This is a genomic window from Streptomyces hawaiiensis (assembly GCF_004803895.1).
In the GTDB taxonomy this organism is placed as follows: Bacteria; Actinomycetota; Actinomycetes; order Streptomycetales; family Streptomycetaceae; genus Streptomyces; species Streptomyces hawaiiensis.
On the sequence record NZ_CP021978.1, the window covers coordinates 1,016,634 to 1,030,995 of the forward strand.

The 14,362-nt window shown below is 68.3% G+C and carries 12 protein-coding genes and 2 pseudogenes; 11 read left to right on the plus strand and 3 right to left on the minus strand.

What is annotated here, in order from left to right:
• Nucleotides 1-6 precede the first annotated feature (6 nt).
• From CEB94_RS04725 to CEB94_RS04740, 4 genes and pseudogenes are all read left to right on the plus strand, one after another.
• Entirely contained in the window at nt 7-2,475 is a 2,469-nt protein-coding gene (locus CEB94_RS04725; RefSeq protein WP_175430954.1) for a hypothetical protein, read from the plus strand.
• 259 nt (nt 2,476-2,734) lie between these two features.
• A pseudogene (locus CEB94_RS04730) lies at nt 2,735-3,967 on the plus strand (DNA cytosine methyltransferase); the annotation flags it as partial.
• Nucleotides 3,968-5,167, plus strand: coding sequence for a DnaB-like helicase N-terminal domain-containing protein (locus tag CEB94_RS04735; protein WP_175430955.1), 1,200 nt, complete (start codon nt 3,968-3,970; stop codon nt 5,165-5,167).
• Nucleotides 5,168-5,626: 459 nt separating this feature from the next.
• A complete protein-coding gene (locus tag CEB94_RS04740) occupies nt 5,627-6,298 on the plus strand; it encodes a lytic polysaccharide monooxygenase auxiliary activity family 9 protein (protein WP_466350461.1) in 672 nt (223 codons plus the stop codon).
• Between the two features lie 328 nt (nt 6,299-6,626).
• On the opposite strand, the pseudogene CEB94_RS04745 reads toward CEB94_RS04740, so the two are convergent.
• A pseudogene (locus tag CEB94_RS04745) lies at nt 6,627-7,445 on the minus strand (IS5 family transposase); the annotation flags it as partial.
• Nucleotides 7,446-7,694: 249 nt separating this feature from the next.
• Here CEB94_RS04745 and CEB94_RS41655 point away from each other — a divergent pair.
• Nucleotides 7,695-8,114 (plus strand): transposase, encoded by a 420-nt coding sequence (locus tag CEB94_RS41655; protein ID WP_425472538.1) that lies wholly within the window; start codon nt 7,695-7,697, stop codon nt 8,112-8,114.
• A 1-nt stretch (nt 8,115) separates the two neighbouring features.
• On the opposite strand, the gene CEB94_RS04755 is transcribed toward CEB94_RS41655, so the two are convergent.
• Both CEB94_RS04755 and CEB94_RS04760 read right to left on the minus strand, forming a co-directional pair.
• Nucleotides 8,116-8,520 carry a DUF6193 family natural product biosynthesis protein gene (locus CEB94_RS04755; protein ID WP_175430956.1) on the minus strand — a complete coding sequence of 135 codons (405 nt, stop codon included), beginning with the start codon at nt 8,518-8,520 and terminating at the stop codon, nt 8,116-8,118.
• A gap of 460 nt (nt 8,521-8,980) precedes the next feature.
• Nucleotides 8,981-9,652: a GntR family transcriptional regulator gene (locus CEB94_RS04760; protein WP_246111727.1), complete on the minus strand. Its 672-nt coding sequence runs from the start codon at nt 9,650-9,652 to the stop codon at nt 8,981-8,983.
• A 106-nt stretch (nt 9,653-9,758) separates the two neighbouring features.
• Between CEB94_RS04760 and CEB94_RS04765 the strand changes: the two genes are divergently transcribed.
• From CEB94_RS04765 to CEB94_RS04790, 6 genes are all read left to right on the plus strand, one after another.
• A complete protein-coding gene (locus tag CEB94_RS04765; protein ID WP_175430957.1) occupies nt 9,759-10,190 on the plus strand; it encodes a VOC family protein in 432 nt (143 codons plus the stop codon).
• A 58-nt stretch (nt 10,191-10,248) separates the two neighbouring features.
• On the plus strand, nt 10,249-10,923 hold the full coding sequence (locus tag CEB94_RS04770) for an SDR family oxidoreductase (RefSeq protein WP_175430958.1): 675 nt from the start codon (nt 10,249-10,251) through the stop codon (nt 10,921-10,923).
• 46 nt (nt 10,924-10,969) lie between these two features.
• Complete coding sequence (locus CEB94_RS04775; protein ID WP_175430959.1) at nt 10,970-11,371, plus strand: RidA family protein; 402 nt, start codon at nt 10,970-10,972, stop codon at nt 11,369-11,371.
• Between the two features lie 27 nt (nt 11,372-11,398).
• Nucleotides 11,399-12,064, plus strand: coding sequence for an SDR family oxidoreductase (locus CEB94_RS04780; protein ID WP_175430960.1), 666 nt, complete (start codon nt 11,399-11,401; stop codon nt 12,062-12,064).
• Nucleotides 12,065-12,171: 107 nt separating this feature from the next.
• Nucleotides 12,172-13,293: an NADH:flavin oxidoreductase/NADH oxidase gene (locus CEB94_RS04785; RefSeq protein ID WP_175430961.1), complete on the plus strand. Its 1,122-nt coding sequence runs from the start codon at nt 12,172-12,174 to the stop codon at nt 13,291-13,293.
• A 98-nt stretch (nt 13,294-13,391) separates the two neighbouring features.
• Entirely contained in the window at nt 13,392-14,135 is a 744-nt protein-coding gene (locus tag CEB94_RS04790) for an SDR family oxidoreductase (RefSeq protein ID WP_175430962.1), read from the plus strand.
• The last annotated feature ends 227 nt before the right edge of the window (nt 14,136-14,362 follow it).

Consider the following 14,362-nt stretch of genomic DNA (forward strand, 5'->3'; position numbering starts at 1 on the left):
TCCGTGATGTCTGCCCAGGTCGGCGAGCGGGCCGTGTATGAGATCACCGGCCAGGCCGGGATCGGCAAGTCGCGCCTCCTCCGTCGGGTCCTGGAGGTAGCGGGAGACTCCGGGGAGGGAGCCGGGGGCCGGGAGCAGGGCGTTGCTGTGTTACATGTCGATGTCTCGAACCATTCGGTGGTACGTGCCGCAGGGGGCATCGCAGGTGCGGACGTGCCGGACCTCGTGCTGCAGCGGTCCTTCGCCGCGTACTGCGACTTCCTGCACGTGCTCATCCGGCAATGGCCCGACTTGCCCGGGCGACGCGCGGCGAGGCTCGATGACGAGATCGAGATGGCCAAGCGCCGATCGCTCGAACTGTTGGCCTCTAGCCCCTTCCCCCGCCCCGCCGTCCAGCGCATCACGATGAGGATCAAGGCCGACACGGTCACCAACGCTCAGCGGGTTGTACTCCCGCCACAGGAGCCGATACCGGACCATTATCGACGCGGGCTGGAAGGTGTCCGCCACGAAATCGATGACACCGTCTTGTCCGCGCTTCTGCCCGACAGGAGGAAGACCCGCCCAGCTCGGGCGATGTTCTACTTGCTCCTTGATCAGTTCGAAGCGCTGCTGGGGCAGGCGCACGCGCGGTGGATCCTCTCGTTCGCGGAGAGGATCAGCCCCGGGGTGGCCATCGTCGCGTGGCAGCATGCGTCCGACAGTGCGCCTGAGCCGCTGTGCCCGGGATCTGTCCAGCACCACCTCAAGGGGCTGAATGCTGCCGACGTGCGCGACTACCTTGCCCAGCGGATGAACGGCGCGATCGCGGAAGAACTCGCGGCGACGGTGCACACCTTCTCGGCAGGCGTTCCCCAGGTCGTCGGCGCGGTGAGGGATCTGGTGGTGCGGCGTGGCATCGCCGACCAAGCTTCGTTGAGTGCCGAACTGGCTGGCGTGAAGAGCCCCTACGGCGGCGCACTCGTTCAACAGGAGGTCGGCGACCTTGTCCACCGTCTCCTGGACGCCACCGGCGACAGCCGCCTGACGACCGCCCTGGAGGCGTTGTCGGTGGCCCGGTCGTTCAACCTGCCGATGATGGAGGCTCTTCTGGGCGAGGACACCATGCCCGGACACGATCTCCCCGCGGTCTTCGGGAACGCTGTGTCCTTCTCCTTTGTCACCGAGGAGCCCTCGCCGGGCGGGATGTCGGCCGAGTACCGCATTCACGACTACCTGCGGCATGAACTGGAATCACGACTCGCGCGCCGCAACCCGCGACGCCACGTGGAGCTGCACCGGCGTGCCCTGGAGCACCACCGGGCATGCATCGAGGACAGTGAGCCCGACGAGGAACTTCCTTCCGCCTGGGAGTGGATGCGCTATCAGAAAACCGAGTGGCAGCATCACCGCACCGAGTGGCTGTGGCATCTGAGCCTGGTCAGCCGGAACGACCGTGTCACGGCGATGCTCGACTTCTCTCGGGTGTTCTTGGACGCGTTCTGGTGGGATGGCTTTCTAGTTCCCACCCCCTACTGCGAGCAGCTCCTCGTCGACGGCACAGTGATCTGCCAGACCCACAGCGACCGGCTCTGGTTGGCCCAGCTGCAGCGGCTGTACGACGTATATCCGCGTCACGTCTGGCACGACGACGCGGCCGGCCGAGATGACGCCGCCTGGGCCGCCGTGGCCGACGCCCTGCGCTACGTGCGCAGAGAGGCGCGCCTCGATGGACGGCGAGCACGGCTTGACTCTCCCGAACATCGCCATCTGCGCGGCCTGACGGACCAGCACATGGCCGAAGTCGCACGATTCACCGGCGACAAGGATGCCGCTGAGCGACACTACCGCCACGGCATTGAGATGTTCGAGCAGAATGACGACAAGTACCTTGCCGCATGGGTGATGCTGGAGCTGGCAAACCTCTATCTCGAAACGGGTGTTCCTGACCAGGTCAACCCACTCTTGGAGAAAGCTGAGGCGGCGGCGGTCGAGGAAGAGGATCCCGAACTGCTCGCCGAAGTCGCCGGGGCGTACGGAGACCTGTGCTGGCACCAGGGCGAGCACGAGAGTGCGATGGACGCCTACGCCCGCATGATCCTGCACGGCTACGTCCAGCACGTCGGCTACAGCCTGAACCTGCCGGATGCGTACAGCGACATGCACTACCAGATTCTGCTCGCCCGAGTGGGGCGGCGTCTGAGCGAGCTGCGCGCCGAGCCGGGGGTGTTTGACAGGACAGTGCGGCGCATGGGCGCCCTCTTTGATCCGTACTGGGCCAGGGTTGGGGGGAGGCCGACTTCGTCTGCCCCGGGTCATGAGCCAGGAGAAGCAGCCCTCGTGACCTGGCTGTTCCCGCCTCCACCAGGGCCGGAGGGCCTTAGCCTGTCCAGCACGTATCCGGTAGTCGCCCTCCAGGTGCGCGGCGAGATGGAGGATCTCCTGCAGCAGCCCCTTACGACGGAGCTGCCGGATGAGTATTCGCCACGATGGTGACGCTCCCTGTCAGCCTCGCATGGGTCGGTGGATCGCCGCAGCACTCTCTGCCCTCGGGCCGACGGGGTGCGCGGTACTCAGCTCGTGTGAGATCAGTCGAGTGTGAGGCACGTACCCGGCACAACCTGGCGTGACGTCAGTCACGTGTCGGACTCCGCAAAGGAACACGCTGATGCGCTGGAAGGCGACACACCGGACACTGTTCGGCCTCCCGTAGAGCGACACGACCTGCGCGGGACACAGCATCTGCTGACACAATGGGCCGGGGGGATGGAGCCACTCACTTAACGTCCTCGGCGTACGGGACGTGGGTCTCGAATGGGACGAGTGGGCTTGCAAAACCCGTGCCGCCGCAGGGCAGTTGACGGTCCGGACCGACGTGGCGATGTATCCGACGTGGCCCTTCATCGGCCGCATGCGCGGGCTCATCGCCTCACCGCCGTGCCAGGCGTGGAGCATGGCCGGCAAACGCCTCGGCCTATTGGACCAGCCGCTGGTGCACGCGGCGGTCGAGGACCTGGCCGCTGGACGCGACACCCGCGAAAGCCTCCTCGCCGCGTGCCGTGACGAGCGCTCCCTGCTCGCAGCTGAGCCGATGCGCTACCTGCACGCCCTCAACACGGTCGGCGAGCCCGACTGGGTCGCCATGGAGGAGGTGCCGGACGTCCTGCCCCTGTGGAAGCAGTACGCCGCGATCCTGCGTACCTGGGGTTACTCGGTATGGGCCGGGATCCTCAACGCCGCCGACTACGGCGTCCCCCAGACGAGAAGGCGGGCGATCCTGCTCGCGTCGCGCACCCGTACCGCCGAACCTCCCCCGCCCACGCACGCCAAGACCGCCGAGCCGGAGAGCCTGTTCGGGCCGGGCCGCGCCCGGTGGGTGTCCATGGCCGAGGCCCTCGGCTGGGGCGCCACCGACCGCCCGGTGCCGACCGTGTGCGCCGGCGGCGGCCCCGGAGGAGGAGCCGAGCCATTCCCGTCCGGCTCACGCAAGGCCCTCATCGACGCCCGTAACCGCGGCACCTGGACACCACAGCCCGGCCCGGAGCACGTCCTGCAGCGCCATCGCGGCGGTACTGGCCGGGCACACCGGCATGGTCTCCGGGTGAACCGCCCGGCACCGGCGCCCGCCTCCGCGGAGCACCGCTGGTCCTGGTCGCTGCGCAGCAACAACCAGGCCAACGCCACCATCCGCAGCGTGGACGAGCCCGCCGGCACCTTGTTCTTCGGACACCGCGCGAACGAGTGCACCTGGGTCGCCGAACCCACACACGCCCCGGACGGCAACTCACTGCCACCGGACCCGATCCGGATCACCGCCCAGGAAGCCAGCCTCCTGCAGTCCTTTCCTGCCGACTACCCGTGGCAGGGCAACAAAGGCCAGATCTTCAGCCAGATCGGCAACGCCGTCCCGCCACGGCTGGCCGCGCACCTGCTGGCCCCGCACCTGGGCAAGACCCTCACCCCCGACGACTTCGCCCTGGCTGCCTAAATGCCCCACCCCACTGACCCATACGAGGATGACGACCTCGACGACCTGCCCGACACCCATCCGCCGCAGCCCGTGCGCTTCGCCGAGCAGGCCCTCCTCGGTGCCCTCCTCCTCGATCCGCACCGTCTCGGCGACGTGACCGGCATCGCCTCCGACTCGTTTTCCACCGCCGCACATGCCGCCCTGTTCGCCGCGATCAGCTCCCTGCCGCCGCCCGACCCTGCCGAGCACGTGAAGAACACCAACTGGCTCAACCAGGTGCTCGCCACGGGACGCGAGCAGGCGCGCGGGCTGACCGCCTCCTACCTGCACACGCTCATCCAGGTCTGCCCCTGGCCCCGCCACGCACCGGCCTACGCGCGGATGGTCGAGGCCGAACGCGCCCGCCGCCGTCTGCAGAGTGCCGCCGAACGCCTCGTCCAGACCGTCCATGACGCCTCCCTCCCGCACCCCGTCCAGACGGTGCTCGCCGCAGCCGACGCCCTCGCGGCGGTCGTGGACGACATCGCGAGCCGCTTCCCACCGCGCGCCGGCGTCCTGCCCCGCACCCCAGCACCGCCGCCAGCCATCACGCCCGACTACGCCGAGGCAGTCGAGGAGGAGCAACTGCTACTCGCGACCGCCACCGCCCACCCCGCAGACATCGAGTCCGTGCGGTGGCTGCTCCCCGACGACTTCAACCTGCCCTTGCATGCCGGCCTGTGGCAGTGCCTGACCGCCCTGGCCCGCCGCCGCGAGCCCATCCACCCCGTCACGGTCCTATGGGAAGCCCAGCAGCGCGGCCTGCTGGACGACAGCTGTGAACCGGGCGAGGTCCTCCGCATGCTGGCCGAACCGGCCGGTTCCGTCGAGCACTGGGGCGAGCGCGCCCTGCAGCGCTCCCTCCTGACCACAGCCGAACACACCGGCCTGCGCATCGAGGCGTACGCCGGTGACCCGGCGAACACCCCGTTGCAACTCGTCGTCGGTGCCCGCCGCGCCCTCGTCGACATCGCCGCCGTCCGCACCCGCCGGCAGCACGCCACCGGAGCCACCCCGCCACAACGGCGGCGACCAGCGCCCACCACCCGCGCCGGCCCGCCGACCACCACGGTCGCGCACGCCGCCCGGTCCACACGAGCAACCCGATACCCCCCGCGTCGCCGGTGGCCGGACCCGAAAGGCCCGGCCACCGGCAGAACAGACGAGACCCCCACGTGACTCCCACCATCGACGCCCACGTCCGCCTCGACACCCACCCCACTCACCCGAGCGCCGTGCAGGCCGTCCTGACCGGCACGCAGGCCCGCGTCGCCCTCATGGCTCTGGAGGCTGCCGACTGGAGCGTCGCCGCCACCAACGTCCTGGTTCTGGCCCGCATCGATCACGAGGAGTCTCAGAGGTCGTTTTATCCAGATATTTTATCCCGGAATGAGTGTTTAATCCCCGGATGTCAGGGTCGCGCCAGGAGAGGGCGGCATCGCCGGCCAGGCACACCAGTCCAGGCCGCATCCTCGCTTTCCGGACCCGGGAACGGTTCTGACTCCCGGCTCACGGCAGATTCCCTGCTGGCCGCCCATCCCTGTAATCAACTCCGTTTGTTTCATTGACATCTCACTCGGAATACCTACCGTTGGGAGCGCTCCCATGACAGCCTTGCAACTGGAAGGAGTCCCCCACATGCGCAAACAGAGTCCGTTAGCCGGGCGTTTGTCGCCCCTCCGCCGGCCTCTCCAGGCGTTCGTCATGCTGTTCGCCGTGGTTGTCGGCGCACTCACCTGGTCGGCCCCCGCCCAGGCTCACGGCACCGTCGTCGGCCCCGCCACCCGCGCGTACCAGTGCTGGAAGACGTGGGGCAACAACCACACGAACCCGGCCATGCAGACCCAAGACCCCATGTGTTGGCAGGCCTTCCAGGCCAACCCCGACACCATGTGGAACTGGATGAGCGCGCTCCGCGACGGCCTCGGTGGCCAGTTCCAGGCACGGACCCCCGACGGGACGCTCTGCAGCAACAACCTCTCGAGGAACGCCAGCCTGAACAAGCCCGGACCGTGGAAGACCACCACCGTCGGCAATAACTTCTCGGTCCACCTGTACGACCAGGCGTCCCACGGTGCCGACTACTTCAAGGTCTACGTGAGCAAGCAGGGCTTCAACCCCAAGACGCAGACCCTGGGCTGGAGCAACCTCGACTTCATCACGCAGACCGGCCGCTTCGCCCCGGCGCAGAACATCACGTTCCCTGTCCAGACCTCCGGCTACACCGGACACCACATCCTGTTCGTGATCTGGCAGGCCTCGCACCTCGACCAGGCCTACATGTGGTGCAGCGACGTGAACTTCGGCTGAGCCGCAAAGCACGCACACGACACCGGCCTCTGCCGGGCGCCGGTAACCCGCCGTCCGGCCGACCGAGCCCCGTCGGGGCAGGGGCCCCATTGGTCACCCTGCCCCGACAGGGCTTCCTGCGTTCCTCACTTGACTCTGTCGGGGATCTTGGATGGTCGGACTCAACTGCCGAGGACCGCCAGGACTTCGACCGGGGAATCTCGTTCTGGTCCAGGAAGGTCTGGAAGGCGGTCGGCGGTCTCGGCGAAGAGGGTTTCTCGTCGCTGAGAGACCGTTTCTCTCGTTGCTTCATCCCGGTACTACGTTTTTGATCCGTTGATGTCGAGTCGCGCCAGGAGATGGTGGCCTCGCCGGTGAGGCGGCGGGCCATCAGGTCGGTCATGGCGAGGTGGATCATGGCTTCGGAGCGGGCGGGCAGGGTTTCATAGTCGCGGGCCAGGCGGCGGTGGAACATCAGCCACCCGTAGGTCCGCTCCACGGTCCAGCGCTTGGGCAGCGGGGAGAATCCCTTGGATCCGGGGGTGCGTTGGACGATTTCCATGTCGATGCCGACGGTGGCGGCATGCTCGACGAGGTGCTGGCGGTAGCCGCCGTCCACCCAGACCTTGCGAATGGTGGGGTGGGCGACGGCGACCTGCTCGATCAGGTGGGTGCCGGCCGCGGAGTCCTGCACGCTCGCGGCCGTGACCAGCAGTCCGAGGGTGTCGGTAACGATGCTCCGCTTGCGGCCGACGATCTTCTTCGCCGCGTCCGTGCCCTGCCCGGCGGCCGGGACGCTGGTGGAGGTCTTCACGCTCTGCGCGTCGATCACGCACGCGGACGGCTCCGCTCCCTTGCCCTCCCGCTGCCGTAACAGCCCGCGCAGTGTGCCGGTGATCTGGGGGAACACACCGTCCTTCTGCCACTTGGCAAAGTAGCCGTACACGGTTTCCCAGGGCGGGAAGTCGTGCGGCAGATAGCGCCACTGCACCCCGGTGCGGTCTACGTACAGGATCGCGTTCATGATCTCGCGCAGGTCGTGCTCGGGCGGGCGTCCGATGTTCAGCGCATGCCGGCGCCGCTCGGCCCGCCAGGCGCCCAGCACCGGCTCGATCAACTCCCAGCGCGCGTCGGACAGATCACTCGGATACGGACGACGTTCGGTCATGACCTGGACGTACCGCCGGTCCGGGGCGTGCGCCCAGGCGTGCACCGCAAGCAGCGGAAGCACGGGCCACACGACGGGCGTCCTGGGATGAGACAGGCGCAAGCCACATCCCGTCCCAGCCGTCACCCCATGCGGCGCATCCGCCACATCCACTCCACCAGACCCGCAGGGATAATGACATCCGATCGAAAAGACCTGGATGAAGCGGATCTCACAGGAGAAAACGACCTCTCAGACCGCGTTTGAGATCTGCCGTGCGTGTGCGATGGAGCGGTCGTTGAGCTCCGCGTGAGTGGTGTTGGGGGCGGGTATCCGTCGGACTTGACGGACGAGCAGTGGACGCTGGTGGAGCCGTTGCTGCCGCCGGCGCGGGTAGGACCAAAGGGCGGCCGGCGGCAGAAGCATCCGCGGCGTCGGATCGTGGACGCGATCTTCTACGTGGTGCGGACAGGGTGCGCTTGGCGGCAGCTGCCGAAAGACTTTCCGCCCTGGCCTCTCACCGCCCACCGCCGCCTCACCCGGGACTACGAGACCATTCCGGCCCGGTCCGAGACCGTGATCCGCTGGGCAATGATCGGCATCATGGTCCGCCGCCTCACCCGCGGCCGACCGTCGACGCGGCCGGGCCCGCACCCGCTTGTACGCACCGCAGCCGGGCAAGCTATTTGACTCAGCTGAGCGATTCGAGGTCGTCGGGCGTGCCGTCAAGGGCAGGACCACAGCCTGGGGGGAGATGCGAGGCCACGAGTTCCACGGCCTCATCGGCAGTAACAGCGCCACCGATCTGCTCCCGCCCCGAACCGCGCGGCTCATGCAGTCGACGAACACGGAAGTGCCGTTCGCCATCGTAGGGGAAGATCGAGGGCAGGTCTTGCGACCAAGGGAAGCGGGTGCACCGGCTGAACTGCAGCGATCCATGGCTGACCAGCGGAAACAGAGCCCGGAGGGCAGGGTTTGCGTATGCCGCCTCTACCAGAGCCGTGTCGATGAGGTTCGCGTCCATTTCCCGCACGACCTGCCACTTGGCTGCCACAGGGTCATCTGGCGCTGTCCCGAGTATGTCCTTCTCCATCATGCTCGGACGTTAGCTGACTCTGCAACGGCCGGTTGGGCCGCCGTTCGCCTTCTTCGCTGATGAGGAACTGCTTCACCGGTACCGCACCTGCCACCTCCGGCAGGTAGCTCCCCTCAACAGCACTGGCCACTCCGGCGACACCTCAGCCGCAAGACAGAGCAGATCTCAAACGCGGTCTCAGAGACCGTCACCCCTACCTAAACGGACCCGCAGGATCGGGCACTCCTCCGGCCGTCGTCCAAGCCAGCGCAAAGATCCTCATACCCGTCCCCCCAGGTCCACTCACACCACACCGCGGGCAGCGCAGAATCCGCCTGCCTACGGCTCCTCGTTGCCGTTCTTTCAGGTAGCTGTACGGCTGGCGCCGGGGGCACGCGTCGGCGTGAGGCAGGTGATCCGTCCCCGGGGGGCCGACGATGTGACGCCGTCATCCACACCCTGTCGGGCGCCTGGCCGTTGTTCAGCTGGGGCCGGTGTTTCCGGTGACCACATCGACGGCGTGACGACGATGGGCGGCGAAGAGTTCGAGGGCACTGTCGGTGTCCCGGACGCGCAGGGCTGTGACGAGCTCACGGTGTTCTCGCGGAATGCGGCCGAGGTAGCCCTCGGTGTTGCGGCCGATCCGGGTCAGCAGGAAGAGGTGGACCTGGCACCGTATCCCCTCCCAGGCGTCGACGAGACGCTGGTGGCGGGCGGAGGCGAAGACGGCGTCGTGGAAGGCGATGTCGAGGCGGACCATCTCGTGCTCGTCGTCGGCGCGCTCCATCAAAGCGGCGACCTTGTCGAGGGAGGCGAGGTCCTCGTCGGAGGCGAGTTCGATCACACGCCGCACGGCCAGATCCTCCAGCGCGCCGCGGAGGCTGGTGAGCTCGGCGACGTCCTCGGGCGACAGCGTCGTCACCGTGGTGCCCCGGTGCCACGCGCAGTGGACCAGGCCCTCACGTTCCAGTACCCGCAGCGCCTCGCGCACCGGCCCGCGGCTGACCTGAAGTACGCCGGACAGCTCCACTTCGCGCAGCTGCGCCCCGGGTGCGTAGGTCCCGGTGAAGATGGCCTCCCGGATCCGGTCCGCAACCTCGTCGGCCAAGCCCCGGCGTCGCGCCGGGGGCACTTTGCCCTGCTCACTCATCATTTCCCCTTCTCGATGTTCTAATGTTAACATTCAGCTCGTGTCGCAATGTCAACATTAGGACAATGTCTCGGCCATACCTGGGTCGCAGCACAGGAAGGGCAGTGCAATGACCGTTCTCGACTCCCCGATCCCGCGGTTCCACCTGGCCGTGCCGGTCGACGACCTGGCCGCCGCACGCCGCTTCTACGGGGAGGTGCTGGGCCTTGAGGAGGGTCGCAGCGCGGACACCTGGGTGGACTGGAACCTGCACGGCCACCAGTTCGTCACCCACCTCGCGCCCGAGCGTGCGCAGCGCATACACAACCCGGTCGACGGCCACGACGTCCCCGTGCCGCACTTCGGCCTGATCCTGACGATCGAGAGGTTCCACGAGCTCGCCGAGCGGCTGGGCGCGGCTGGCACGGAGTTCGTCATCGAGCCCTATGTGCGCTTCGAGGGCCAGAAGGGCGAGCAGTGGACCATGTTCCTCCTCGACCCGGCCGGCAATGCCCTGGAGTTCAAGGCGTTCGCCGACGACTCCCAGGTCTTCGCCGTCTGACACCAGCGTTGTGCCCCTCGTACGACCTCCGCACGTTGCAAGAGATGAGGAGAAGATCATGAAGGTATTCCAGATCGGCGCCGCCGGAGGTGTCGGCCGCCGGCTCGCGGAACTGCTCACCGCCCGGGGCGATGAGGTGAGCGGCATGCACCGCTCCCCGGAACAGGCCGACCCGGTCCGGGCCTCCGGCGCCACCCCGGTCACCGGTGACCTGATCGAGGACTCCGCGGAGGAACTCGCGGCCAAGTTCGCCGGGCATGACGCGGTGGTGTTCTCGGCCGGTGCCCACGGCACCGGCATGGACAAGACGACGCTGATCGACGGCCGCGGCGTGGAGAAGGCCGCCGACGCCGCGGTGCGTGCCGGCGTCCGACGGTTCGTGCTCGTCTCGGTGTTCCCCGACGCCCTGCGCGACCAGGCGCCCGCCGAGGGCTTCGAGCACTACATGAAGGTCAAGAAGACCGCCGACGTGTATCTCACCAGCACCGGGCTCGACTGGCTGATCGTCCGGCCCGGCACCCTGCTGGACGAGCCGGGCACCGGACGGGTCGCCGCCGGATGGGCCGTCGAGTACGGCGACGTGCCCCGTGACGACGTCGCCGCGTTCATCGACGCCGCCCTGCACGAACCGGCCCTGAGCCGCGTCATCGTCGAACTCACCTCGGGTGACGCCCCCGTCGCCGACGCCGTCGCCCAGCTGGCGACCGCAGCAACACCTCGACACACCGCCTGAGCCCCCGGCGCGCCCCCACTGATCCTCACGCAAGAGGAGAAACACCATGACCACGATCGATTCCTACAGCCATAACGTCTCCGGCGAGGACGAGTTCGGCTTCGCCCAGGCCGTCAAGGTCGGCGAGACGATCTACGTCTCCGGGCAGCTGTCGCACGACGAGAAGGGCAACTTCCTCCACCCGGACGACTTCGACGCCCAGCTGAAGCAGTCCTACGCCAACTTCGAGAAGGTTCTGGCCCACTTCGGCGTTACCCGAAACCAGGTCGTCTCGGAGACCCAGTACATCGTGGACCTGCCCCGGTACAACAACGCGATGGCAGCCGCCAACCTGGCCTACTTCGGCGACCACCGCCCGACCAGCAGCACGGTCGGTGTCGCCTCGCTGTTCTTCCCCGGCCAGCTCATCGAGATCAGCTTCGTCATCGACACCCGCCTGCCCGCCTGACCACAGGCACGGCGAGGAGGAAGACAGATGCGAGTCGTCATCGCCGGCGGGCACGGAAAGATCGCCCTGATCCTGGAAAAGCTCCTGTCCGAGCGTGGCCGCTCCGTGGCAGGTTTCATCCGCAACCCCGCCCAGGCCGTCGACCTCGCGGAGGCCGGGGCCGAGGCCCTGGTCGTGGACCTGGAGAAGACCACGGCCAAGGACGTGGCGAAGCACCTGAGAGGTGCGGACGCCGTGGTGTTCGCGGCGGGAGCCGGACCGGGGAGCGGAGCGGCCCGCAAGGAGAGCGTCGACCGCGACGCGGCGGTCCTCCTCGCGCACGCCGCCGAGGCTGCCGGCGTCGGACGCTACCTGCTCGTCTCCGCCATGGGCGATCACCTACGAGCCGACCCGTCGACCTTCGATGAAGAGTTCGGCATCTACATGCGGGCCAAGGCCGCCGCTGAGGATGCGATCCGTGCCCGGACCGCGCTGCGGACCACGATCATCCGCCCCGGGCTCCTCAACAACGAGCCGGGCACCGGCCGGGTGGACCTCGCCGAGAGGACCGGCACCGGCCCCATCCCCCGCGCAGACGTCGCCGCGGTCCTGCTCGCGCTGCTCGACGAACCCCGTCTCGACGGCCGGACCGTCGAGGTCATCGGGGGCGGCACCCCGGTCCCGGACGCCGTCGCGGCGCTCGCCTCCCACTGACACCACCCCGGTCTCCCGGGCGGGACTGCCGTCGACGGCGGCGGCCCGCCCGCACGACCAAGCACCAAGCACCAAGCACCAAGCACCAAGCAGAGAGGACTGCACTCATGAGTGCCCTGTTCACCCCCCTGAAGCTGCGATCACTGGAGATACCCAACCGGGTCTGGATGTCCCCGATGTGCATGTACTCCGCCGCCCCCGACGGGCCGCAGACCGGCGCGCCGACGGACTTCCACCTCACCCACCTGGCCAGTCGCGCCGCCGGCGGCGCCGGCCTGGTGATGGCCGAGGCCACCGGCGTACGCCCGGACGGCCGTATCAGCCCCTGGGACCTGGGGCTGTGGAACGACCGCCAGCAGGAAGCATTCGCCCGCATCACCGCGGCGATCCGCTCCCACGGCGCAGTCCCGGCCATCCAGCTCGCGCACGCCGGCCGCAAGGCGTCCGTCGACAAGCCCTGGCTCAGCGACCGGTCCCTGACCGAGTCCGAGGGCGGCTGGCTGCCCGTGTCCCCCAGCGCGGAGCCGTACCCGGGCCTGTCCGTCCCGCACGAGCTCACCGGGGAGGAGATCCAGCAGCTGGTGCGCGACTTCGCCGACTCGGCCCGGCGTGCCCTTGCCGCAGGTTTCCAGGTGGTCGAGGTGCACGGAGCCCACGGCTACCTGATCAACTCCTTCCTGTCCCCGGTCTCCAATCACCGCACCGACGCCTACGGCGGCAGCTTCGAGAACCGCCTGCGCTTCCCCCTGCAGGTCGTCGACGCCGTCCGCGAGGTGTGGCCCGAGGAGCTGCCGGTCTTCTTCCGCACCTCGGCCACCGACTGGCTGACCGAGAACCCCGAGGACCCCCGGGAGGGCTGGACCGGGGAGGACACCGTCCGCCTCGCCGAGGAACTCCGGGCACACGGGGTGGACCTGCTGGATGTGTCCACCGGTGGCATGGTCCCCGACGCGAAGATCCCCGCCGGGTTCAACTACCAGGTGCCCTTCGCCGCCCAGGCCCGCAACGAATCGGGCATCCCCACCGCCGCGGTGGGTCTCATCATCGAACCCGAGCAGGCCGAAGAGGTCGTTGCCTCAGGCGAGGCGGACGCGGTGATGCTGGGCCGCCAACTGCTGCGCAAGCCCTATTGGGCCCACCACGCCGCCACCGAACTCGGTGACGAGGCGCGCTGGCCGGAGCAGTACGGCTACGCCGTCGTCCGCCGCGCCAAGAACAAGAAGAGCTGACCCCGGCGGGCACCGCCTGCCCGCCCCACTCATCACCCGGCCCGCAGGGCCCAGAACACGGCGTTCACGCCGACGCCCACCCCCATAGGGAGCATCCCGTGAGTAACCTCCAGGGCAAGACCATTGTCATCACCGGCGCCTCCTCCGGCATCGGTGCCGCGACCGCGAAGGCGCTCGCCGCCCGCGGCGCCAACATCGTCCTCACCGCCCGCGATCAGGACGGCCTCGACCAGCTGGCGGCCGACATCCGCCAGACGGGCGGCACCGCGGTAGCCAAGGCCACCGACGTCACCGACCGCGAGCAGGTCCAGGCGCTCGCCGACTTCGCAGTCTCCACCTACGGAACCATCGACGTCCTGTTCAACAACGCCGGCCTGATGCTGTTCTCCTTCTGGAAGGACCGCGCGCTGGACGACTGGAACCGGATGCTCGACGTGAACATCCGCGGCTACCTCAACGCCATCCACGCCGTCCTGCCGGTCATGCTCGAACGCAACTCGGGCCACATCCTCAACATGGCCTCCGTGGCCGGCCACCAGATCGGCGACGGCGCCGGCGTCTACAGCGCCACCAAGTTCTTCGTCCAGGCCATCACCGAGAGCATGCGCAAGGAACTCGGCGTCCGTGAAGGCATCAAGGCCAGCTCCATCAGCCCCGGCGTCATCGACACCGGCTGGGCCGACAAGGTCAACGACCCCACCGGCAAGCAGGCCGCCCAGGAACTCAACCAGGTCGCCATCAGCCCCCAAAGCGTCGCCGACGCCATCGTCTACGCCCTCGACCAGCCCGCCAACGTCACCATCAACGACCTGGTCATCTCCCCGACCCGGCAGAACTGGTAACCGCAGCCCCACTCCCCTCATTCTTCCGCGCCGACCTGCGCACCCGCGTCCCGCCCGCCGGCCCGACATCACCAGGAGCAACCATGGCAGAGGCTTACGGCATGGTGCACGACAGCGATCGTGGCGTGTGTCCTGTGACACCGGATCTTGAGCGTGTGTGACCCAACCTTGACCAGCGGAAGTCTGGGACACCTATTTCAGCGGTAGGCGACATCGAGGAGGCTTTA